The organism is Bremerella sp. TYQ1, assembly GCF_020150455.1.
GTDB classification, from domain to species: Bacteria; Planctomycetota; Planctomycetia; order Pirellulales; family Pirellulaceae; genus Bremerella; species Bremerella volcania_A.
This window is the reverse complement of sequence record NZ_CP083740.1, coordinates 343,655-367,577: the sequence shown is the minus strand read 5'-3', so window position 1 is coordinate 367,577 and position 23,923 is coordinate 343,655. Positions and strand designations below refer to the sequence as shown.

Below are 23,923 nucleotides of genomic sequence, written 5' to 3'. Positions count from 1 at the left end.
GACTTTCAAGATGTTCCGGACGATCACTTTACCGCTGGCTTTTGCCCTGCTCCTGACCACACTGGCTGTCATCGCCGGGTGTGCCGCAGATCAGACCGTTCCTGCCCAGCAAGTTGCCAGCGCCGACAACCGCGACGCCGCACCGCTTAGCGAGAAAGAAACGCCTCCGCCCGTGGATACGATAGACATCGCCGCCGAAAGTCCTACCGTCGCGGCGAACGAGAACGCTTCGTCCCCTCGCAATCCGTTTCGGCCACCCACCGTCAAAACGCGTACCGTCACCCCGCAACAAGCCCAGACCGCCGACATTCGCTTGCTCGGCATTGCCAAGCGTGGCGATCAACCGTTTGCTCTTCTAGAGGCTAACGGCGACTTTCAACGGGCCGTCGTCGGCGACTTTGTTCTGCAATGGGAAGTCCTGAGCGTTACCGACTCGCAGGCAACGCTACGCCGCGGCTTGGAACAGATCACGCTGCAGCTGAACTAACGCACCATCGGAAATCGCCGAATCACGTGCGATTCGTATACCGGCATCTGTTGGGACGGCGATTGAATCGGTTCCTCGTGCATCATTTGCGGCGGAACCTGATAGCCCCCTTCTGGCATCGCTTGAGGCGGCATCCCCTGCGGCGCGATTCCGTGGGGAGGCATGCCTTGCGGTGGAACTGCCCCTGGAGCCAATTGCCGCCGGGGATCTGGTCCGAAAGATGTCGGCCGCTTGCCTGGCGGTGGCGGACTTAGCTTGGGCCAAGGGTACTGCGATGCCTGTGGGACCGCGTCCAACTTGGCATAGCTTTCTTCGTACGCATCGATTTGTCGGCAGTTCAAGTCTTGTGTCGGGAACGGCAGAATTTCGGTTCGCAGAAAGACGACCAGTTCACTTTCCCGAACCTGAGTGCTGCGATAGCGAAACAGCTTGCCGACATACTTGAGATCCTTCAAGTAAGGAATCCCATTGTCGTTGCTGATATCGATTCGCTGACGAAGACCACCGATTACCAACACTTGGCCATCGGCGACACGCACGGTGGTGCTCGTTTCTCGCTTATCAATAATTGGCTGACGGTTAGGGCCTTCGCTAAAACCTGTTAGCCGGCTGAACGTCGGCACCACATCCATTTCGATTGTCCCGTCCGCGGCAATTCGAGGAGTCACCGTCAGCATGACGCCTGCTTCTCGAAACGCAGTGGTCCCGATGTTGCCCCCTGCCGACGTCTGCGTCAGCTGCTGATAGGGAATTTCAGTAACGATCTGAATCAGCGCTCTTTCTCGGTCCACCACGACCACGTTCGGATCCGCGAGTAAACGAGAGTCGTCCATTTGCCGGACGGCGTCAATCACCGCCTTCAAGTCGAACCCGCTGCTCAGCGTTTGAAACGTCATCACCCCAGTCGGATCGCTTGCCGCCGCAGGAATCGCAATCGCCGACTCGATCCCGAAGAGGTTCTCGGTCGTGCCGTCTGCCAGCGTTCGCCCTTTGAAGAACGTGCTCCAGTTCACGCCCAGATTTTCCATGTCGTCCAAGTCGATATCGTAGATCAGCGCCGTAATGCGAACTTGCGGTTTCGGCACGTCCAACCGCCGCAGCATGCTCTCGATCATTCGCAGGTTCTCTGGTCGATCGATGACGATGACTTGGTTCTCGGAGTCTACGACCGCCGCACGCCCATCGGCGCTAATCAACGACTGGATCGCTTCCAGCAAGCTTTTCGCGTCGATATATTCAGGCCGAAAATTGAGCACGTCAGTAATGATCCGCGTGCCAGGGGCGGCACCAGATGCAGCGGCAACGCGATCAATATTGGCAACCGCTTCCCGAATCATCTGAACGTGATGGGGATAGTCAACCACTGCCAGGCTATTCGCCGAAGCAATCGCCTGAATCGATCCACCCCGCGAGCGAAGGGACTCCAGCGCAGGGATAATCTCTACGGCACTGGCATGTTTCAGCGGAATCGTCTCGGAACGAAACATGGGATTGGCCGTTCCCAGTTCGGTTTGCGGAACGATCACCAGACTATCGCCGACGGGGCGGTAGCCATAGCCGTTGAGCAGCAGTATCGAATCGAGAATGTCGTACAGCGGGGCGTCGCGGAAGGTTCCGTTGATGGTCCCTTCCACTTTGCTTCCCATCACGACGTTGATGTTCCAAATCTCGCTGATTGTTTGCAGTGCATGCGGCAGGCTTGTTTCTCGCAGCGTCAAATCTCCGCGCTGCTTCAAAGCAGATTGAATGCGGGGACTGATGCCTTCGGCAGAAACATGACCAACACCGACGCCGAGGCAAACCATTGCGATAGCCCACAGCAAACCGCCGCGCAGCAGACAGACGCTAAGCCGAGGGCAAAGCGATCTGGCGATCGAGGAGTTTGCGTTTTTTAGGCCATCCTGGCGTTGTGACATTCCGTTGCTTTCACCAAAACGTGATCGCGCGGTCTAGGGGCAAAACCGTAGCGGTTTTCTCAGGACTTCAACGATTCATCCTGCTTGGCACGACGAACTCCAAACAATTGCAGCGTTAGTTCCAGTTGAACCTGGTCGCCGTTGGCATCCAACGCTCGCAGGTTCATTTGCTGCAAGTTCATTTGAACATCCAGCGTCTCGAACTTCTCCAGAAAACTCTCAATCTCGTGCATCTCGCCGGTCATCGTCAGGCGAAGTTCGCGAACTTCCAAGCGGAAGTCAGTCTTCTTGCCTCGCTTGGCGGTCGAAACGGCTTGCACAGGATGATCCTGTTCGTGCCAGTGACGAACACGCACCGGGCCAAGATCAACTCGCCGTAAGTGGCAATTCGATCCCCGAGCAAAATGAACCAGCGACTGGCGAACCTCGTGAGCTCGATCTTCGTCGATGGCTCGCTCTTGATGCTGATTGAGCGTCTCCTGAATTTCGGCATGTTTGGCTTGGATCAAAGCTAGTCCGTCACGGTCGTTGGTTCCCTGCTCTAGCAGGCGCGCGACTTCCTCCGATCGTTCTCGTAATGCCGAATATTCATCGGCGGCCGGAATAAGCGTCACAAGTGCTACCACAAAAGTTACGATTATGCCGACCATCAAAGCGTGTGGATGCCTCAAAAGGCGGAGAACCGATTCACTAGATGCTGCCATCGTCTTGATCCTCCAACTCTTCCCAATCGTCAATGTCACAGTGAATGGTGAACTTGATCGCCGGTCCCGACTTCGTATTCGACGGAACGGCACCGTCGACGGTGGCTCGATGCACGAAGTCGAATTGCCCCACCTCTTCGCCGTAGGCAAAGATGCTCGCCTCGTTGGTCGTATTCCCTTCGATGGTCAGGTCACCTTCGTCATCCAGGGACACGTTTGTCAGCCATGCATCGTCCGGAACGGCCTGACCGATCTTTTCGATCCACCGAGCCACCGGCCGAAGCGGCAACTGCTTACCAACTTGCTGATGGGCATTCAACGTTTCGCGGTTTTGCTTCATCACGCCACGCAGCAAGATCGATTCGCGGTGAATCGGTTCCAACTCGGCCGCTTGCGCCATTGCCTGCTGCAGTTCCCACCGTTGTTCCCACAAATATCCCCACACCATCGCGGCAATCAGGACAACAGCCGCCAAGGGACCGAGCACTTTAAGCGTTCGCGTGAAGAGTGGTTCTTCGTAGTCGGCATGCAGCCGTTCCATCAAGTTTGGTCCCGGCGTGGCATATTCACGCACCGCCAACAATCCGACGCCTGCGGCTGGAAAATGCGAGATCGGCAGGTTTCGCAGTAGCGAAGCAATCTCGTTGCCGCTCCCTTCCATTTGTAATATTTCGACCGGCATTCTGAGGCGGCCGCCTAGCTGAGCTTGAATCGCTTCCGCACGGCGCCGTTCGCCGGTCAAGTAGACCGAACCAATTGCACTTTGCATCACTCGAGCATGGCGGCGGCAATAACGCTGCAGCCGTTCCAAGTGATGAACCAGAATCTCAGCGATCTCTTCCTGCTGAGTGATCCCGGCCGGACGATAGTCGAGGTACAACCGCCCTTGATACGAGATTGCGATCTCGACGCCAGACTGTCCAGGGCAAACCAGCAGTGCAGGAGCTTCGCGATCGAGCCGCAATGCCCCCAGCAAGCGGCACAGCGAAATCACGGTCGGTTCGATCGCAGTAATCGTCAGACCGACACCTTTGGCGACTTCCAAAATCGCTTCGATCGTTTGTCGATGGACAACCGAAACGGTCGCATGTTGATGCTTCGGATCTTGCTGCAAGATATTCCCGGCGACTACCTTCGGCCCATGTCCGAGCGAAAGATAGAGATTGCTACGCGATTCGATCTCACGGACTTCGTAGGCGACGTTCTCGTTGGTATCGCTCACGACCCGCGTCACGCAGAATTCGCCCGAGAGTGCCACATACGCTTCGTCAATGCCGCGTGGTGTCCGCGCGAGGAGTCTTCGCAACGCGGACTTCAGGCCATCCATGCCATCTTCGCTGTGGATCTTCCAATGCCCTTCTTGCCACGACTCTTCCAGCGACTCACACTCGCACAAGCTGCCATCTTCAATGCGATATAGCACCGCACGAACTTTGGTGTGACCGATCTGCAAAGCCAGGACCGGGCGATGATCGTTCTTCTTGGAAATGCGTTTTGTTTTCATGATTGGTTTAACCGTCGGTACTGATCACACATTCCAAACGTCGCGTGACCGAACCAGCTTCCCCTTGCGCGGTCACGATGACTTGCCCCGGATCTCCATCGGCAGCCGTGAAGCTGTACCGATTGCCACTTCCGGCCGGCAATTCCATGTTGCTGACCGAGCCTCGCCAGCTGTTGTCTTCTTCCAATAAAGCGGCCGCATGATGTACGCCTGCCCCAGCCAGATACTGAGCCTGATCGTAGTCGGCCGTGTTTCGATACGCGGCAAATTGCGTGGTCAGCCCGTTACCCATGCCGGCCAGGATCAACGAAGTCAGCACCATCACGACTAAGACCAACAACAGCGCGAAGCCGCGCCGCTTGGGCTGAGTCGAAGGTCGAGTTTTCGTTACACTTGCAAACATGCTTGTTGTCTCATCAGAACGCACGAACCCACGCCGTTGCGGTTAACGTTCGATTGGCGGTCGCTTTCTGCGGCAATGTGTAACTCACCGTGATTCGTACACACTGAACTTCTTCCGGCTGCGTCGCGCTCGTGACGCCGTCGTATTGGTAACCCACCATACGCAGGCCGGTGATGTTGTTCCCTAAAAGCTGGTCAGCCGTGGTCGTTCCGAACAGCACATTGGTCCCTTCATGATCCCACACGACACTATCGCCCGAGGGCATACGAACGGTCAGGCTTCCGGAGTTATCACCAGCGGCACTGATGGCCGTAATTTGTTCGCATTGGCGAATTTCTCGAACCATGTGTCGCAGCACGCCCACGGCCGATTCATGCCGGAGGTTGTCGCTGCGATAGTCAATCCAGGCCTCGTAGTTCACGCGCAACAATACCGACACCGCCGTCACGGCCGAGACCATCAACGTGACCGCCACCAGCAGTTCCAGCAGGCTGAAGCCGTTTCGTGTTGTGCGTGCTCTAAAAACCATCTTGGTATAACGTCATGCTCGCCAGTTTCGTTGCGTAGGTTACCTGGGCCTCGCTTGCGTCGATGGCCGTGTTGCCGTTTTCGTCGTGCCACACAGTAACGCTGATCACCATCAGCCGTTCGTCGATTCCACCTACGGTTGCCGAGGTCGATCGGCTTGCCGAAAACCGAATTGCTTCCAAGCCAGGATCGGTAAACGTTCCGCTCTCGTTTCCTTGGGTGAAATCGGCGGCGGCGACCGAAAGCTGTTCTTCCAGCTTGCTCACCGCCAACAGGTTCATCTGGTTCCACGTTTCCAACTCGCCGCTGGCATGGATCGCGCCGCTCATGAAGTTCATCGCTGGAATAATGGCCAGGCCCATCAGGAACGTGGCAATCACCACTTCCAACAAGCTGTAGCCTCCACGCGATTTCATGAAACGTTCTCCGTCCAGGTACCTTTCCCCACAGGCGCATGGGGACGAGTAAGAATAGGTCACCCCCAATGGACGTCAAAAGAAGTGGCCCACGAAGCGAACAATTGCGGCAAGTTACAACTGCTCGAGCAAGCCCCAGCCGGTCGCGGAGACGACCGTAATGCGATCGGTTCGATTCGGTCCGACAAACGTCAGCACCGGGGCGACGATGGCCTGTCCTTGAAAATCAAACGTCGCGTCACTACCGGTTTGAGAGATGGCAGCTCGGCCAGAAAACAGATGCGGGCCTTCGACGACCGTGGTCGAACCACCCAGGCGTTCAATTTGATATCCGGTAATCGTTCCGCCTGATTGCAACAGCCGCAAACGATGTTCGTCCCCCGTTGAGATCGCCGCCGAGCGGGCCTCGCGAAGCGCCATCAGCATACGAAACGAATCGGTTTCGGTCGCCAAATTGTCCTTCAACCCAGGGGCCAGACGTACCGCACCGATCGCAGCGAGGATACCCAGAATCACCACCACGGCCAGCATCTCGATCAAGCTGTACCCGCGGCGTGAAAACGAAAACGACCGCGTCTGAATCCAAACGCGGTCATTCGGTTGATTCGCACAACGATCCATGACGTCTTAGTTCGCACTCACGCGATGCGTAGTACCGTCAATCGTGTAGCTCAACGAGTCGTCGGTCGGAACGGCCGGAACACCATCTGGAAGATAGTCTGTTCCCAAATCGCTCAACGCCGACGGCCAGCTTCCTTCGTTGACGAAGTATCGTTCGACGGCAGCATTCAGCGTCGCAATGTTGTGTTCGTTGACACGCTGCTTCGCGGTTTCGCTCGAGGTACTAACGCGTGGGACGACAATCGCTGCGATGATCCCCAAGATGACCACCACTGCCAAAAGCTCTAACAACGAAAACCCACGACGCTTACGATTGAACTTGGCTTGACTCATTTTTAATGCCGTCTTAGCTAACGTGAAATTATTTGTCCGAATGCTCTTCCCGAGCCTGGCAAATCGCACCAATTTTTACTTGGCTGTAATATCTGCCAATCAACTGTAGTTTGCAGGAAAGGGCCTACTTCTCAACAAGATCCAACATTCCAAACATTGGCATGTAGATCGCTAACAAAATCCCTCCGACCAGCAACGCCATCAAGATCGTTGTGACCGGTTCAACGACACGCACGAAACTATCGGTCTTTCGTTCGATGTCTTTCTTCAAGTGATCGCGCACCTGGCGGCTCGCTGGCCCCAAGTTGCCGGTCTGTTCGCCGACAATCACCAATTGACTGACCACCGGCGGAAACAGTTGCTGGTGGCGTTCCATCTCGCGACTAAGTCGTTCGCCGCGGCGAACTGCGCTTCCCAACGAGCCAATCGCTCGATCGACAGCCAAATTGCCAACCGTTCCTTGGCACTGCGTCAGGGCATCGGCCAGGTGAAAGCCACTTTCCAGCATCGTTCCCAACGCTTCCATAAACTGCAACATCGCCATGTCGACCAGCCATGGGCCAATCAACGGCAACCGCAGCATTCGCTGATCCATGGCAATCGCCATCGGTCGATTCCGTCGGATTTGTCGCACGATCAATCCGGCCGCCAAAATGGCCAGCAAGACGATCCATCCGTACGATGTGGCGAAGTGCCCGACACTCACCAATACCTGAGTTGGCAACGGCAAAGGAATCTTCGACTTGCGATACGTCTCTTCGAAGACCGGCAAAATGAACAAGATCATGAACGCGCAAACGCCGCTACCGGCAATCGTCACAATCGCCGGGTAGCTGATCTTTTTGATGATCCGTCCCCGTAGATCGTTGTCCGATTCCATCTTATCGGCGATGCGTCTCAGCACCTGCGGCACGTTGCCTGATCGTTCACCAATACGAATTTGCTGAATCACAATCTCGTCGATCATGCCTTCTTCGCGGGCCAATGCCTTCGAGAAGCTATCACCACGTTCAATCGCACTATGCAATGATTTCAGCAGCGGTCGCCCCCAACGCATCGACGATTCGTTGGCGATCGTCAAAATGGCTTTCGGCAGCGTCACGCCATTTTCCAGCAGCGTCGCCAAGTGCGAAAAGATCTCGCCGACACGTCTCGGCGAAAGGCCTTGTTTCTTGCGCCCAGGCGTCAGTTGAATGGAGTGCAGCCACTGTAGTAGCCCGACGATTCCGCCTGACTTCGATCGGCTCGGCAAGGTATTCGCTTTCATCGCTTCCCTTTAACCCATCGTCTTGAAGTAGGCTTCTTCCAGGGTCGTTCGTCCGGCCACTGCCATCCGAACCCCAGCCGTCAGCAGGTCGGTCATTCCTTCTTCAACCGCCAATTCGCGTAGCTTTGCTTGGGGCATTCCCTGATCAATCGCTTCGGCCATACGGTGCGTGTTGACCATAATTTCAAAGACCGGAACACGTCCTTGATAGCCACTACCGAGGCACTTGTTGCAGCCGCGGCCATGGTAAAACACCGCATCAGTTGGAATGCGACAGCGACGCGAGATTGTCTCGAGCATCGTTTGATTCGGTTGAGCCGGTTCTTTGCAGAACGGACAGATCGTCCGCAACAATCGTTGAGCCACACTTCCCAGCAGCGAACCACCGATCCGAAAGTGGTCAATTCCCAAGTCATTCAGTCGCGCGACGGAACCGACAGCGTCGTTGGTGTGCAGCGTACTGATCAGCAAGTGCCCTGTGAGTGCGGCTTGCACAGCCGTGGTTGCCGTTTCATGATCGCGAATTTCACCCACCATGATCACGTCGGGGTCTTGCCGCATGATGTACTTCAAAGCGTTGGCAAACCCGAGACCAAATTCGTTATCGGAGTGAACCTGAGTGATGCCTGGCAAACGGTACTCGACAGGGTCTTCAACGGTGACAATGTTGCGGTGTACCTGGTTCAGCTCTGAAAGCATCGCGTAAAGCGTCGTCGATTTCCCCGAACCAGTTGGCCCGGTAACGACCAGCATTCCGTGTGGCTTGTCGATCAGTTCCTGCAAACGGTGGCTATCGACATCGCTGAAGCCGAGCTGATCCATACGGAACACCTTCGAGCTTTCGTCGATCAAACGCATCACCACTTTTTCGCCCAACACGGTCGGAATGGTGCTCACACGGAAGTTGACGTTCTTGCCGCCATCCTCAATGCTGATGTGCCCATCTTGCGGACGCCGCGTTTCAGTGGTGTCCATGTCTCCCATCACTTTGATACGCGCGATCACCGCTTCTTCAATGTGATTAGGAATGGTCATCACTTGCTGGAGTTGCCCATCGACACGATACCGCACCCGCATTTCTGGCTTGTGCGGTTCCAAGTGAATATCGCTGGAGCTCGAGTTAATCGCCCCTGACAAAAGCGATTTCACCAGGCGAACAACGGGAGCTGCTTCTTCTTCGTTGAGCGCGGCAATCTGTTCCGCTTCGTCGTCGACATCTTGATGCTGAGCAAGTTCCTGCAGCTTCATATCGACGATGGTCTGACGTGCGACAATTTTGTCGTCGAAACCACGATCGAGCGTGTCCTGAATGTCCGCGCCGAAACTCACGATTGGGTCGACCGGATAACCGGTGATCAATTCCGCTTCAGAAATCGTTTCGATATCGTCCGGCGCCGCCATGGCCAGGCGCAATCTTCGTTTGGCCAGCCCGACAGGCACGGTACTGCGGCTGCGGGCGAACTCTTCCGGTAACAATCGCACCAACTGCGGGTTGACCGCCTCTGGCACAATCGTCTCGAACGGCACTTCAAACTGCTCTGCCAATGCCGAGCCGACTTGTTCGCGAGTCACCAAGCCGCGGCGCAGCAGAATGGCGCCGAGCATACCTCGCTCGGAACCTTGGCTGCGGAGCGCACCTTCCAGTTGTTCCTGAGTGATGTGCCCGCGAGCTACCAGAATGTCACCTAGCCGTCCTGCCATGGTTTGTTTCTAACTGTGTGCGTTGCCTACTGAACCGTTTCCGGCGACAGCAATAATTCGATTTTGTGTTCCAGCACTGCGGGGTCGTACGGCGTGACCAGGTAGTCCTTCGCGCCCGCTTTGAATGCCTTCTGCACGACGTCCAAGCTGGGATCGGTCGAGAAGACGAGGATCGGTGTCTCGTGCGTCTCTTCAGTGATCTGCAACTGATGGATCAAGTCGAGCCCCTTCATGCCTGCCAGCTCTAAGTCGACAATCACTAGATCGACATGCTGGGTCTCGCAAGCCGTCAACGCTTCGTCCGCGTTCTCAGCGGTCAGGACCTCGAAGCCGAGCAGTTCCAAACGAAACGCCGTGATGTCCGCCAGCAACGGATCGTCCTCGACGACAAGAATGAAATGCTTGCTTTCGCGCATGCGTGTGACCTTCGAAAGGAATCCCAGGTGGTGGCAATTCGACGCTCAACCTTAGCTTTCACTGGAAGGCAAGCAAATCAGTTCAGAAGATCCAAGAGAAGCAGCCGCATAACCGGCACAACACGCATGACCGCCGCTTAGAAACCAACGGCATGCCGCAAGTCAGATCGAAGACCGGAAAATTTAAGGAGAGGATTTGCGGCATTGTGTTTGCCCATTTCAGCCAAACTGAGCGAACGCATATATTGTAACGTTTTATTGTCCAAGTGTACAACAACTTTGCATGATCTATTAGAGAGATACACGTCAACTGTCCGCCACTTCAGGGCGAATTCTACGCGACATGCATGCCAAATTAAGGGCAAACGGCAAAGTGCTGGACGCTTGAACAATCTTATGGGCATAATGCGTCCGACTGTATCGCGGCACGTCACCTAGCGGCGGGAAGCCTGCTGTTGTGCCGCAATTTCAACCAATTCCGGCGATGGCTGCAGCGCGATCAGCGGGTAATCCTTCAGGAAATAAGGGGCCTGAGCGACCTCCTGAAGCTGGCTTCGCATCTCCGGTGGAAGCAGCTCAAGCTGCTCGGGGGTAGTCAGCAGGATGGTCCCTCGATCGACCGCGAATTCTCGCTGCAGATCGGCAGGATCGGAAGGAATAAACTTGATCGGCTGGCGAGCGTAAAACACCCAGCTGGCTTCACTTACGCCAAACGAACAAAGCTGCGCATCAGGGTTAGCGGCTTCGATTTCGGCCAGCAACTGACCAATCGCCTGATGATTGGAAACCCGCTGAGCAACGACCGCGAAGAGGCCGAGCACAAACAACATCGAGGCGGTCGCGAAGACTCGGAACGCTTGTTGGGTATTGCCCTGCGACTTCCGCCACCAGGCCAATCCGCCTCCGACAATCAGAACAAGCCCCAGCAGAGCGACGAACTGTTCGCCTGGAAGAAACTTCCCGGCCAACCAAGCCAAAGCAACGCACAAAACAACACCGACGAGGGTGGTTAGGCCGAAAGCAAGATCGAGCCAACGCGTTGAGAAGTCGGTCCGCTTCTCCAAAACGCGAGCGACAAACATACCTGTCAGCAGGGCCAGGCCAGGATAAAGGGGCGTGATATAGCTAGGCAGTTTGGTTTGAGCAATGGAAAACGCCCCCATCCAAACGGCTACCCAGCAGCAGCAAAAGATGAGTGCCGCCTTGTAACGAGTGTCCGACCGCAACTGTTGGCGAACGTCCCACAAGAGCGGCGTGAAGAAGACCGACCAAGGGAAGAAGCCGATGCAGATGGCCACTAAATAGTAGATCGGTGGACCGGAGTGCCCCTCGAAAGAGGTCACCGCCCGGTTGAGATTGTGTTCGAGAAAGAAGCCTTCGATCCAGCGGAAGTCACGAGCAGCGACCCAAACATACCACGGCAGCGCAACTGCCAGGCAAGCTGCGACGGCCAACAATGGACGCATGAACCAAACCGTTTTCAGGAAATGCAGCGGAAAGAACGGCCGCACCAACGAAACGCCCCACTGCCACCAAGTGGTGGTCGGCTCTGCGGACGGCAATCGCATGATCAGTAGAAACATGCCGATGATCGCGGTGGGCAATACCAGCCCGACGGGGCCCTTCGACAGGACTGCAAAGCCGAATACACCGTACAGCAATGCGACCTGCCACCACTGCGTTGGATAGTAAGTCGGTTCGACGGATTCGTCTTCCGTTGCTCGAAAGCTGAACAAGACATATGTCCACAGTCCGAGTGTGACAAAAAAGATCAGCGGAGCATCGGGCGTCGCCGCTCGGGCCGCTACGGTGAACATCAACGTGGTCGCCAGACAAATGCCAGCCCAAAGTGCGGCCGTCGGGTTAAAGAGCCTTCGCCCGATATCGTAGGTCAACAGAACAGTCAGCGTTCCGAGCACTGCCGAGAAAAACCGGGCACTGAATTCGCTAATCCCAAACCAGGAGTAGGCCGTAATCATCAGCCAATAAAGCAGCGCAGGCTTGTGGGTTCGCAATTCGTCGTTGAATCGGGGTACGACCCAGTCGGCGGCTTCCATCATTTCGATAGCGCAGCCGGCATTACGGGGTTCGTCTCGATCCCAAAGCTTCGGACCACCCAGATTCACGAAGAAAACGATCGCACACAGGGCCACCAACAGCCCCAGGTTTTTGTTCGCGGAGAACATGGCAGCATTCCTTTGCTTGCACGTAAGTCAAGCGAGGAGTTTACCCCAATGGTGCCCCCGGGGCCAATGGCATTTCGCTGGCACGGTTCTGCCGTTGGTCATTACCAGCAAAAGCGTTAACTTAGGTGATAGCATGCCCCTCACCACGGATTGGATAAAGCCCAGAACAGTGACGATACACCCTGCGGAAACCGAGTTCGATTCGCCGCGTCGCGAAGCGATTTCCCACGAATCGCCTGCCCCCTCCCCTGCATCCATGGCGGCCAAGGACCGGCGATTTCCGGCGCGGTTCTTTTTGATCCTCGCCGTGGTTCTGTTCATCTGTGGACTGCTGTCATTTTTCATTGATCACGCAATCGGCAAGCAATTGGCCGAGCCCCCCCACGAGTTCCGCTTTATCGGCGGTGACGTTAAGAAGCTGGTCGCTTTGTCCGAAGTATTCGGCCACGGCACCGGCGTTCTGCTGGTTGTTTTGGCCGTCTTTGCACTCGACTTGGAAAATCGCTGGAAGGTAGGTCTTCTGCTGGGGACCGCTTTTGGGGCTGGCATGATGGCCAACGTTGCCAAGTTTTTTGGCATTGCGCGGTATCGTCCCCACGCGTTTGATTTTTCGCTGCCGATCTGGGACAGCTTTTACCAATGGTTTCCCTTTCTGACGTGGTTCTCGCAGGAAGAATTGCGAGGATCGGCTCTTCAAAGCTTTCCGTCAGGACATTCGGCAACGGCGGCCGGGCTGTGCGTTGGATTGTGTTATCTCTACCCGCATGCCCGCTGGTACTTCCTGCTTCTCGCGGGGCTGGCTTGCTTCCAACGAGTCGTGTTCCGGATGCATTTTCCGAGTGACGTTTGCCTTGGGGCGGCACTTGGCCTGGTAACGGCGACGTTCCTATTGACGTACGGACGATTGCCCCAGCTGATCGATTGGCTGGAAAAGAAGATTCGCCGACAACCGAGCGTCGATTCATCCCCACCGAACGCCGGATGACAAGTCGCGATCGGCCATAAAAAAAGCCTGCCGAATCGCGGCAGGCTTTTTAATGTTTTACTTAATCAGTTCAGCAAACTACTTAGCGATGTCGAGCAGTTCAATATCGAACAGCAATACAGCATTTGGTGGAATGCCTGGTCGGCCCTGAGGACCGTAAGCCAAGTTGGCTGGGATGTACAGCTTCCACTTGCCGCCGACTTTCATTTTCTGAAGCGCTTCCGTCCAACCGGCAATCACGCCATTGACTGGGAACTGAGCAGGTTCGCCACGCTTGTACGAGCTGTCGAATTCGGTTCCATCGACGAGGGTGCCTTTGTAATGGCAAACCACGGTGTCGGTCAGCTTAGGCGTTGCCCCGGTACCAGCTTCGATGACTTTGTACTGCAAACCGGTCTTGGTGGTTTCGACGCCTTCCTTTTTGGCGTTTTCAGCCAAGTAGGTTTCGCCAGCCTTCGCAGCTTCTTCGGCCTTCTTTTGCATTTGGCCTTGGACCAAAGTCTGGAAAGCTTGCAGTGCGGCGGTCACTTGTTCTTCGGAAAGCTTCGATTCCTTGCCGGACAAACCGTCGCGGAAACCAGCAACAAGGGCTTCGACGTCAAAAGGAACATCGGGATTAGCGACTTCGTTCGCAATATTGCGGCCAATGGCGTAGGAAGCTTTTTGTTCGGTCGTCTCCAATTTAATCTCCTGGGCAAAAGCCGCGTGAGCGACCAGCACCATCGCGATGGCGCAAAGTGAACGGATCATGAATTTCCTTTCGGGCAATAGGTGGGGTCCCGGGATGGGTCTGGCACCCAGACCGTTTCTAGGTACTGTGCGTAATTATCGAGCTTTTTGGTGGTTGGGAAAAGAGAGGGCAATCTAAAAACTCTAGTTATGAGCCCTTAACCACTGATCAGCGAACCGCTCGGCGGCCCTACGATTGGGAAAGACCTGCATACCGGCACGAGCGTTCTGCTGCTGGACGGCATCCAACTTGCGAACTTGCTCTCGCTGCCACTTCGATGCCAGTTCCTGACTATGAAATACATTGGCAGTGCCAAAAGTGCGGTTGTTTATATTCACTTGTACTGATGCGACGATGTGCGGAAATTCTTTGAGCGGATGATCATATGGCTGTGACTTAAGATGCTGGACAAGTTCTCGTTCTAGCTCGGCGACGTCGGTCCCGAAGAACTCTTTAAATCCTTCTAAATTGCTTGTCACTTTGCCATCAGGGCCACGGTCGAGTGCCCCTTCCAGCGGCCGTAGCTCGCTGACCTTTTTCATGAACTTGTCGAATTCAAGCTTTCTATGCGTTGCCAGATAATGGGTTATCGCCCAAGCCAAAGCGTAACCTGTCGACTGTAAACCACTGGAGCCTACCGTCTCTGAGATCATCGTTCCGTCAGCTTGCGTGGCGTCTTTGGCTTTCAGGTACGATTCAAGCTCGAACATTCGCATGTCGTTGATGACACCGGGGCCTTTCCAACGCATCCGTTTGCCAAATTCAGTTGGAGCGTAGTACTCGGCAATTCCTTCCGAAATCCACATCGGCCAAAGCGAAAGTCGTTGCTGGACGCCGATGTTGTGCAGAATTTGATGGGTTCCTTCGTGGGCGATCGTCGCAATTGCCTGCTTGATATACAGTTCCCACTTAAATGGCGTATCGGTCGGCTTTTCATACATCACAACGTAATTTTCCATCACGTCGTAATACGCCACCACGCCGTCCGGCAAGTCGTCAGAAAACTGATTGAACTCCCGCTCTGTCGCGAACATGATGACGACCAATGGTACGTCAGGGTCATGAACGTCGATCTTCTGGCGTTTCGCATGGGCCATCACACCCGGCAACATTGACTCAAGAATTCGCATCGTCCCTTGAGCGAACTCATTGGAAGTGTTGTAGACAAAAATAAAGTGCCGCGTGGCAAACGTTTTAAACCCGGGATGCTCCGCTTTCAGACGTTCCTCGAGTTCTTTGCGATCGATCCCTTCAAAGGGTTCGTCCGTCTTTTGAACTTCCGAGATCTTCCGGGTCACCAATCGGCCATCTGGCTGTTCGACCACCAGATTGGTATCGATCGCAATTTGAATTCGGCCGATGGATTCTTGACCCTCGTCGGTGCGAAACTTGACGTTGCCCTTCACGTTATGAAGAACCAGCCCAGGAGGGATGTCGAGCCCAAAGGAACGAGGGTCAGGCACCGTCACCCGTTTTTGTGCAAACGAAGGTGCCGTAAGAAGGGCAAAAACGAGAATCGCGAGCCCAGCCCAGCAGCTGGAGCGACATGGCACCATTCGTGCTTTCCTCTTGCGAGACATGTAGTCAGATAAGTCGATACCGGTAGGCGAAGCCAAGTGCGAACACCTGACTCGTGCGATGTTTTCATTGTCGTGACGGTAGAGATTCCAGCAAGTAAATTTCTTGTCCTAAGGAAAATCCACCCTGGGAATCTCAAAAAGTTTCCCGAATTCTGACACTTAGGGCGATTAGTGGGGTTTAGATTAGATTGAGAGCCTTTGCTTACGCTCTTCAGCCTTGCCAGAAATGACTCGTCCTGGCCAGGGCCAAAGAACTCTAACCTATTAATTTGCAATACCTTATGCATACAACGCTTTGTTGTCGGAACTACCTTGCAAAGGCATTGGCCTGCACCGTTGCTGTCGCTTTTCTCGGTGTTTGCGTGCAAATACGCAGCATTAACGCTGCCGACCCCACCTTCGTAGGGTCGTTAGCCATTGCGTTGGAAGACGAAGCAGCTGCCGAGCTTCAGCTCGACGATGAAGTGCTGATGAAGCTCAAGACGCTGGCCTACGAACGCGAGAAGCAGGCTTTGGATATGGCGATGGAGCTCAAAGGGGCCTCGCCAGAAGAAAAACAGGCCAAGCTCGATGCGTATGTCGCCGAATCAGAAAAGCAGGCCATGGCGCTGCTTACCGCCGAGCAGCAAGACAAGCTAAAGAAACTGCAAGTGAAAAAAGCGGGGCTCCCTTCAATCTTGGAGCCCTCGATCGCTGGCCAATTGAACTTGGCCGATTGGCAGAAAGAAGAACTCTCGCGAAGCCTCAGCGCCGCGAAATCCCCTAATGCCGGACCGCGCGAGATCGCGGAATTCGAGCGTTTTGCCAACCGACTGCTAAGCCCATCGCAGCGTGCCAAGTGGGAAGAACTTGCCGGGATTACCAACAACCCTGAAACGATTCCCGCTGACGAGGTCGTTCCTCCGAGCCGTGAAGAAGCCGCTCAACCGGCTCCTGAAATGATTGCTTCGGAAGGTTCGTCACCTGCTGCTTCTCCATCCGATTCGGCGACGCGCGGCGCCAGCGACACGATGAAGTTCAGCTTCCGTTATCAACCATGGGGTGATGTTCTCGACTGGTTTGCTGAGCAAGCCGATCTTTCGTTGATCATGGACTCACCCCCACCCGGCACACTGAACTACACCGACGGCAAAGCTTACACGCCGGCAGAAGCAATCGACCTGCTCAATAGCATTTTGCTGACCAAGGGCTACACGCTCGTTCGTCGCGAGAAAATGCTGATTGTCGTGAACCTGGAAGATGGCATTCCACCGAACCTGGTCACAACCATTTCGATGGACGAACTCGACGAGCGGGGCAAGTACGAATTAGTGAGCGTGCTCTTCGATCTCAAGAAGATGTCCGCGGAAGAAGCGGAAGCGGAGATCACGAAATTGATCGGACCGCAAGGTGCTGTCGTAGCCCTTTCGCAGTCCCAGCAAGTTTTCGTAACGGAAACCGCAGGGCGGCTACGCACCATTCGCGACATGATTCAAGCGGTCGAAAACCCATTCGGCAATGATGTTACCGTTGTCGAAACGAAGAACTTGATGGCCGAAGAAATTCTGGCAGTCGTGCGGCAACTGATCGGCATGGCTGAAGGTTCGAACACAGCCGAAGATGGATCGGTCCGATTCGCAACGGACACGCTTGGAACGAAGATCTTTGTGACCGGCAAAAAAGACACGGTCGAAAAGGTTCAAAAGCTTATCGCTCAAGTCGACGTCCCAGGGGGCGGACTAGGTAGCTCTCCTGCCGATCAGTTGCAGTTGGAAGTTTATCCACTGGGGACATTGGATCCGACCACCACCCTTCAGGTGATGCAAACGCTGCTGGCAGGGAATCCAGACGTCCGCCTGGCAATCGATGAGAACACCGGCAATTTGATCACGCTTGCTCGTGGTGAAGAGCACTCGACAGTGAAAGCCACGCTTGCTCAAATGCAACGCGATTCTAAGCAAGTTGAAGTCATCCAGCTGATGGTCGTCGACCCGCAAATGGCGGTGCTATCGATCAGTAAACTGTTCGGCGGCACCGGCGAAAAGCCGAACCCAAACGCCCCTGTCATCGATGCCGATCCACTGACATCGCAGCTTCTCGTTCGAGGAACAAGCGAACAAGTTCGGCAGATCAAAGACCTGCTGATGAAAATGGGAGAAGACCCGAAAGCTGCTTTGGCAATGCAAGCCGATCGCGGCAACATCCGCTCGATCCCACTTTCAGGTACAGCTGCGGAACGCGTGCTGAATGAACTGGAAATGCTTTGGCCAACGGTCAGCACCAGCCGGATTCGCGTGGTTCGCCCATCATCGTCGCCGGCGATTCGCGGGCTCTCCCCTGCTCCGCCGGTTGATCCCCCTAACACGACCGGTTCGACTCAGGAAGACCGCCCCAACGATCGCCCTTCGCTCGATTCGGAAGCTTCTCGTCAGCCAAACGTTAAGTTCCAGTATGTTGCCTTCGACGGCGAAGAGACTCCGTCGGAAGAGGAAACACAATCGCGCCGTGCACCGATCATTACTGCTGCTCAAAGCCCAGCTCAAGCTGAGAACCTGAGCCCTTCTGCCCTACCAAAGACGCCTGCAAACGAAGGGGCATCGAAAAAGCCAGGAGAAATCGTCGTAATGATGGGCCCCAACGGTTTGGTCATTGCCTCGGACGACCAAGACGCTTTGGACAAGTTAGAAGCGTTGATTGAAACGCTGAGTTCGCGATATTCATCTTCCGCTGAGTATTCTGTCTATTACCTTCGTTATGTTAAAGCGGATGTGGCAGCTCAAATGCTCCAGAGCATCTTGACCGGTGTCACGCCAAGCGACGACGGCGGCGGATCGCTGATGGGTGATATTGCCTCTGAAATGCTGGGAGGCGGTGGTGGCCTGATGGGTTCCCTGATGGGCTTGGGCTCAAGCAGTTCCAGCACTTCGCTTTCCGGTGGCTCGCTCAGCATTATTCCTGACATGCGTCTCAACGCCCTGGTGATTCAAGCGAGCGTCGAAGATCTCGACAAGATCGATCAATTACTCAAGATCATGGATCAGCCGCATAGTCCTGAACAAGTCGAAACGAAGCGTACGCCACGTATGATTCCGGTCTTGTTTACCAGTGCTCAAGAGATCGCCAACATCGTTCAAACGGTTTACGCCGATCGAATCGCCAGCACCGGCGGTGGGCAACAGCAGCGTCAGCCATCTCCAGAAGACTTCATCCGCGCACTGCGAGGTGGTCGTGGAGGTCGCGACGGAGGAGGAGGCGGCGGTGGAGCACAAAGCGAGCCTGAAAAGATGACCATCGGCGTTGATACACGCAGCAATTCGCTTGTCGTCTCGGCTCCTGACCCCTTGTTTGAAGAAGTGAAAGCGCTGGTCGAAGAACTCGATCAAGCTGGCGACGACACAAACCAAACGATGGAAGTTGTGAAAGTTCGTAGTTCCAATCCGGAAACGATCCAGAAAGCACTCTCTTCGTTGACTGGTCAGGCCGTCAATGTCAACTCAAGTGCTTCAAGCTCGAGTAGCAGTTCCAACTCAAGCTCAAATGCTCAGTCAGGACCTAACCCAGACGAAATGCGACAACGGATGGAAATGTTCCAACGAATTCGCGAACAGATGCAACGCCAAGGTGGCGGTGAACGTGGAGGCCCTCCCAGTGGAGGTGGCGGCGGCGAACGAGGTGGACGCGGCAGCACCCGTGGTGGTGGAGGCGGCGGTGGTCGCGGAGGTCGCTAAGCCTTCGTCGGAACCATCCCTTGGACGATAAGATTCAGTTCGGGGCGAATGACCTCGAACTGCTGGAGCAAGATCTCGAGATCTGCCTGGGCAGCCGTGAAGTTTTCGTTCTGCCCATGGTCCTCCATTCGCTTGGCGGCTTCGATCCCCTTCTCTGCCGCGAAATAACCGAATGACCCTTTCATGCTATGAGCACTTCGCTGCAGTTTGGGTCCGTCACTGCTTGCCAGGGCATCCTGCATATCGCCAAGCAATCGCTGACTGTCTTCCAGAAAAACACCAATCAGCGTGACCAACAAATCATGATCACCACCCACGTTCGCGAGCGCCGCTGGATAGTCGACCAGCTTTAACTCTACCGGTTCCGCCGTCTCTGGCTCGGCAACGACCACAGGTTCCTCCAGGGCAATCTCTTCCACCATTTCTGAAACAGATTCGACTGGAACTACTTCCGCAACAACATCTTTATTCGCAATTACACGGTCGATGACTTCATAAAGGACATTGGCATTGATTGGCTTGGTGACATAGTCATCCATGCCCGCTTCAAGGCATCGCTCGCGATCCCCTTTCATCGCGTGAGCCGTCATGGCAACGATTGGAGTCTTTCGACCACGTTCATGTTGCTGTCTACGAATCTCGGCGGTGGCAGCAAAACCATCCATGATGGGCATCTGCACGTCCATCAAAATAAGATCGAACTCTTCCGATTGCCAAGCATCGATGGCCTGTTTGCCATCGCCAACGACACGAACCGTGTGACCACATTTTTCTAACAGCAGCGAAGCCAACCGCTGATTGACGAGGTTATCTTCGGCCAAAAGTATGTTCGCCGGTTGAACTGAGAAAGCACCACTTGTCGACGAATGACGATCTTGACGTCGCGCGAGATCCTCGAATCCAAGTACCGTCACCATTGCATCGAAAAGATCTGATTGCTTGACCGGTTTAGCCACGACGGCGTCGATTCGGCACGGCAACTCTTGCAGGGTTTTCTCGCTCATGACGCCATGAGTCAGCAAGATCGCTTTAGCATCGGCGTTTCCCATCTCTTGCTGTAACCGACGTAGAAATTCGATGCCTTCGATATTCGGCATCTGATCATCGACAATGACCACACGTTTCGCTGTTTCTCGATCAACCGCGTTGTCCCATTGGGCCAGAGCCATTCCTCCATCGTGAAATGGGCAAAGAGCCAATCCCCAGTTGTTCAACATTTCGGCAACGACGTTCAATGCGGAATCGTTGTCATCGATCAACGTTACATGATTTTGCAGGGCTTCCTGAGGGAACGGAGCCAGCCGAGAATCGGCCAGAGAGCCTTTCTTCATTTTCGCGGTGAAATGAAAGACGGTTCCCCTGTCGACTTCGCTTTCGACACCGATTTGCCCCTGCATTAATTCTACGAGCCGGGAACAAATAGATAGCCCGAGACCGGTTCCCCCAAATTTTCGCGTTGTCGATCCGTCTGCTTGTTCAAACGCTGCAAAAATCTTTTGGAGTGCCACTTCCGGAATACCGATGCCGGTATCGATGACACTGAACTTGAGTTCAACCATCTCATCCGTAGGGGCGGAGTCGCATTCCACCCGAAGCACCACTTCGCCTGACTCTGTGAACTTAATGGCGTTGCCCACCAGGTTCACGATGATCTGACGCAAACGGACCGGATCGCCCAGGACTTCGGCTGGAACTTCAGAACGAATATCACACACCAGTTCCAAGCCTTTGCCATGGGCGCGGAATGCCATGGTCTTCATCAAGTCGCCGAGCACCTCGCGGACTTGAAATGGAATCTCCTCGAGAACCAGTTTGCCGGCCTCGATCTTTGAAAAATCCAGGATATCGTTGATGACCCCGACTAAAGCATCTGCCGAGGTTTTGATCATGTGAAGATATTCTCGTTGAGAGTCGGAGAGCTCTGTTTCCAACAAGATCTCCGTCATGCCGATGATGCCGTTCATCGGCGTGCGAATTTCGTGGCTCATGTTGGCCAGGAACTGCCCTTTGGCCTGATTCGCCGCGTCAGCGACTTCCTTCTGCTGCTGGATCACATCGTTGGCCAACGCCAATAAGTGCGACTGAGCCTGGATGAGCATGTGCACCGACATCAGCCGGAAGGTGCCCCCTTCGCAGCGAATTGCAATTGGTTCGTAAGCGACATCGCGTGAACGACTCAGCGCAGCTCTCGCTGCTTCATGAATCCCGATGTCATTCGACAACTCAAGCGGCTTGATATTGATCGCTTCATACAAAAGGCGCACCGGCCGCTGCGAGTACAGGTCTCTCGAAAAAAGCCGACTCATGTATTCGAGAAACTTTTCGCGAGAGACAACTCCCAACAGCTGATCTTCTACCAGAATCAGAATTCCTGGAAGATCATGTTGGGAATTGAATATCTCTTCGACTTCCTTGGTGTGCGTTGTCGCGTCGACCGCAATCTCATGTGCGGGCAGTTCCGCTACGGTCGAATTGCTCAGCAACTTGGAAAGATCGGAATAAATCATCAGGCCGTAGCGTCAGAAGTTTCAGGCTTTGAATTCGACAAACGCTTCCTATCTAAGAAGCGTCTGATCGAACCTTGGCAATCGTGATTGTTTTCGAGACTTCGTCGAACTTGAATTCGTCCATGAATGCCTGCATCAGCACGAGCCCGCGATTCCCGATTCGATCAAGGGCATTGGCGGCATTCGGATCAGGAATGGATGCCGGATCGATGCCGGCACCATCGAACGAGATTTCAAACTCCGCACGTTTCGGCGACATCTTTGCCGTAACTCGCACGCGGCGTCCTTGGTATGGATCGGTCATACGGCGAGATTCGACGAGCGCTAAAGCATCTGGCTTACCGAGCTGCAATTGATCGATTTCATCCAACGAAAGCTCCAAGTTCCCTCGGTAGCAAGCACTGAACAACGCACCCTCCAGAGCCATCCCCAAACGAACCTGGCCGCTATCTTCGCAGATGCCAAGACTTCCGCAGATTTGCTGGAGCATCTCGACAAGCCGCTCAAACAAAACCGGCTCGTTTTCGAGTTCAAACGTGAACTCAGCCGTCTTCATGCAGTTGGTCAAACGTTCGTAGTTTTTCTCTGCCTGCCCCATGGCACGAACTTGCTGCACGGTTGGCAACAGGCGTTCGGCGATCAGCCCTTTAGGTACGTAACAAGCAGCCCCTTGCTCTAAGGCTTGGACGGCAAGCTGTTCACTTCCATGGGCCGTTGTCAGAATGACGGGAATCTCCGGATAGATGGTCTGCATCCGGGTCACTAATTCCAAGCCGTTCATTTCGGGCATGTTCAAGTCGGTTACCACCAAGTCGACTTCTTCGGCGATGGCGTGCAGCTTTTCCAACGCGTCCATTCCATGCGATGCCTTGGCGATCGATCCATTGGCAGGATCCTTCTTGAGAATTGCTTCAATCAAGTGCAAATCGACCGGAGTATCGTCGACAATCAGGATGGTGGGCATGCAGAACTCTCCTACGATCCCGAAACCAGAGATAGTAAAAATCACAGGGACGCGAGCAAGTCGATCGCTTGCACGGACATCAATGGGTAACGTGTGACTTCGGTCATACCCCAGAGGTTTTTCAAGGAGAATTTCGAAGCTGCGTTAGCATAGCGTTTACGGCGTCATTGAATTACAGGTATACCCCTGTCCGCGTTCTTCGCGGAATGAGATACGTTCAAATTCACGAAACTTTCACGATGCTTCTGCGCATTTTCAGGCACTTAGCCAGCGGAGAACTGTGCCCTTCAGCTCCAGACATTCCACCAAGACTTGGTTTGTCCGGTCTTCTTCTTTTTCGTCATCGTGCCACTTCCCAAACGAACGTCCATCTCTGAGTTCTCTAAGATGGTTCCACGAAGGATCGAATTGAAAAACTTCGCGCCCGTCAGCTTGGCCCCCTCCAGGTTTGCGTCGGTAAGGTCTGCTCCGACAAAGATGGCGCCTTCCAGGCAAGCCTTCTTTAGCGACGCGCGACGAAGATTGGCTCCCTTTAAATCAGACGATCGTAGATCAGATCGATTTAGATTGGCGTGCGAAAAGTTACCCCGTAACTTCGCCATACTTAGATCGCAATCGGAAAGCTTCGCCCCTTCGCAGTTGGCTCCGTTAAGATCGGCATAACGAAACGAGCTGTGCTGGAAATTACCTTCCAATAAAATTGCCGCACGCAATTTGGCATTCGAGAAGTCGGCATTCTCCGCGTTGACATTGGCCAAGTTCGCTTGTGCCAGACAACTATCTTGTAAGCTGGCACGCTCCAGGGTTGCCCGGCTCAAGTCAGCCTCTCGCAAATCGGCAATGTCGAGAATCGCTTCGGTAAGATCCAAGTCTGCAAGCCATGCCCCGCAGAGCGGCAGACTGGACAACTTCGCACCGACGAGAGACTTCACGTTGAGTTGACGAAGCATCTCACCTGAGGTTTTGTG

General features: G+C 54.6%; 20 protein-coding genes. 3 read left to right on the top strand and 17 right to left on the bottom strand.

The genetic code is table 11. The features are described from left to right. Positions 1 to 10 precede the first annotated feature (10 nt). A complete protein-coding gene (locus tag LA756_RS01400) occupies positions 11 to 487 on the top strand; it encodes a hypothetical protein (protein WP_224438101.1) in 477 nt (158 codons plus the stop codon). Here LA756_RS01400 and LA756_RS01395 read toward each other — a convergent pair. The 12 genes from LA756_RS01395 to LA756_RS01340 all read right to left on the bottom strand — a co-directional run bounded on the left by LA756_RS01395 (position 484) and on the right by LA756_RS01340 (position 12,482). After that, a complete protein-coding gene (locus LA756_RS01395; protein WP_224438100.1) occupies positions 484 to 2,403 on the bottom strand; it encodes a secretin N-terminal domain-containing protein in 1,920 nt (639 codons plus the stop codon). The genes LA756_RS01400 and LA756_RS01395 overlap by 4 nt on opposite strands. Positions 2,404 to 2,462: 59 nt before the next feature. Then, entirely contained in the window at positions 2,463 to 3,107 is a 645-nt protein-coding gene (locus LA756_RS01390) for a hypothetical protein (protein ID WP_224438099.1), read from the bottom strand. After that, complete coding sequence (locus tag LA756_RS01385) at positions 3,094 to 4,611, bottom strand: PilN domain-containing protein (protein ID WP_224438098.1); 1,518 nt, start codon at positions 4,609 to 4,611, stop codon at positions 3,094 to 3,096. Before LA756_RS01385 ends, LA756_RS01390 begins: the two co-directional genes overlap by 14 nt. A 7-nt stretch (positions 4,612 to 4,618) precedes the next feature. Then, positions 4,619 to 5,014 carry a hypothetical protein gene (locus LA756_RS01380; protein WP_224438097.1) on the bottom strand — a complete coding sequence of 132 codons (396 nt, stop codon included), beginning with the start codon at positions 5,012 to 5,014 and terminating at the stop codon, positions 4,619 to 4,621. 13 nt (positions 5,015 to 5,027) lie between these two features. Next, the gene (locus LA756_RS01375; protein ID WP_224438096.1) at positions 5,028 to 5,543 is read right to left on the bottom strand and encodes a prepilin-type N-terminal cleavage/methylation domain-containing protein; all 516 of its coding nucleotides are present in this window, start codon (positions 5,541 to 5,543) and stop codon (positions 5,028 to 5,030) included. After that, positions 5,533 to 5,958, bottom strand: a complete 426-nt coding sequence (locus LA756_RS01370; protein WP_224438095.1) for a hypothetical protein — start codon at positions 5,956 to 5,958, stop codon at positions 5,533 to 5,535. Before LA756_RS01370 ends, LA756_RS01375 begins: the two co-directional genes overlap by 11 nt. Before the next feature lie 114 nt (positions 5,959 to 6,072). Beyond that, positions 6,073 to 6,579: a Tfp pilus assembly protein FimT/FimU gene (locus LA756_RS01365; RefSeq protein WP_224438094.1), complete on the bottom strand. Its 507-nt coding sequence runs from the start codon at positions 6,577 to 6,579 to the stop codon at positions 6,073 to 6,075. Between the two features lie 6 nt (positions 6,580 to 6,585). Then, positions 6,586 to 6,912 (bottom strand): competence type IV pilus major pilin ComGC, encoded by a 327-nt coding sequence (locus tag LA756_RS01360; RefSeq protein ID WP_224438093.1) that lies wholly within the window; start codon positions 6,910 to 6,912, stop codon positions 6,586 to 6,588. 124 nt (positions 6,913 to 7,036) lie between these two features. Continuing rightward, complete coding sequence (locus tag LA756_RS01355; protein ID WP_224438092.1) at positions 7,037 to 8,179, bottom strand: type II secretion system F family protein; 1,143 nt, start codon at positions 8,177 to 8,179, stop codon at positions 7,037 to 7,039. Positions 8,180 to 8,188: 9 nt separating this feature from the next. Continuing rightward, positions 8,189 to 9,880, bottom strand: a complete 1,692-nt coding sequence (locus tag LA756_RS01350; protein WP_224438091.1) for a GspE/PulE family protein — start codon at positions 9,878 to 9,880, stop codon at positions 8,189 to 8,191. A gap of 26 nt (positions 9,881 to 9,906) precedes the next feature. Continuing rightward, positions 9,907 to 10,296 carry a response regulator gene (locus LA756_RS01345; protein ID WP_224438090.1) on the bottom strand — a complete coding sequence of 130 codons (390 nt, stop codon included), beginning with the start codon at positions 10,294 to 10,296 and terminating at the stop codon, positions 9,907 to 9,909. Positions 10,297 to 10,730: 434 nt separating this feature from the next. Next, a complete protein-coding gene (locus LA756_RS01340) occupies positions 10,731 to 12,482 on the bottom strand; it encodes a glycosyltransferase family 39 protein (RefSeq protein ID WP_224438089.1) in 1,752 nt (583 codons plus the stop codon). A gap of 169 nt (positions 12,483 to 12,651) precedes the next feature. Between LA756_RS01340 and LA756_RS01335 the strand changes: the two genes are divergently transcribed. Then, positions 12,652 to 13,467, top strand: coding sequence for a phosphatase PAP2 family protein (locus LA756_RS01335; RefSeq protein WP_224438088.1), 816 nt, complete (start codon positions 12,652 to 12,654; stop codon positions 13,465 to 13,467). A 78-nt stretch (positions 13,468 to 13,545) separates the two neighbouring features. On the opposite strand, the gene LA756_RS01330 is transcribed toward LA756_RS01335, so the two are convergent. Further along, complete coding sequence (locus tag LA756_RS01330; protein WP_224438087.1) at positions 13,546 to 14,217, bottom strand: FKBP-type peptidyl-prolyl cis-trans isomerase; 672 nt, start codon at positions 14,215 to 14,217, stop codon at positions 13,546 to 13,548. A gap of 123 nt (positions 14,218 to 14,340) precedes the next feature. After that, on the bottom strand, positions 14,341 to 15,753 hold the full coding sequence (locus tag LA756_RS01325; protein ID WP_224438086.1) for a DUF1570 domain-containing protein: 1,413 nt from the start codon (positions 15,751 to 15,753) through the stop codon (positions 14,341 to 14,343). 386 nt (positions 15,754 to 16,139) lie between these two features. On the opposite strand from LA756_RS01325, the gene LA756_RS01320 reads away from it, so the two are divergent. After that, positions 16,140 to 19,484 carry a secretin N-terminal domain-containing protein gene (locus LA756_RS01320; RefSeq protein ID WP_224438085.1) on the top strand — a complete coding sequence of 1,115 codons (3,345 nt, stop codon included), beginning with the start codon at positions 16,140 to 16,142 and terminating at the stop codon, positions 19,482 to 19,484. Here the strand turns inward: LA756_RS01320 and LA756_RS01315 are convergent. From LA756_RS01315 to LA756_RS01305, 3 genes are all read right to left on the bottom strand, one after another. Further along, entirely contained in the window at positions 19,481 to 21,991 is a 2,511-nt protein-coding gene (locus tag LA756_RS01315) for a response regulator (RefSeq protein WP_224438084.1), read from the bottom strand. The genes LA756_RS01320 and LA756_RS01315 overlap by 4 nt on opposite strands. A gap of 52 nt (positions 21,992 to 22,043) precedes the next feature. Further along, a complete protein-coding gene (locus LA756_RS01310) occupies positions 22,044 to 22,955 on the bottom strand; it encodes a response regulator (RefSeq protein WP_224438083.1) in 912 nt (303 codons plus the stop codon). Positions 22,956 to 23,242: 287 nt separating this feature from the next. Continuing rightward, positions 23,243 to 23,905, bottom strand: a complete 663-nt coding sequence (locus tag LA756_RS01305) for a pentapeptide repeat-containing protein (protein ID WP_224438082.1) — start codon at positions 23,903 to 23,905, stop codon at positions 23,243 to 23,245. Positions 23,906 to 23,923: the final 18 nt, after the last annotated feature.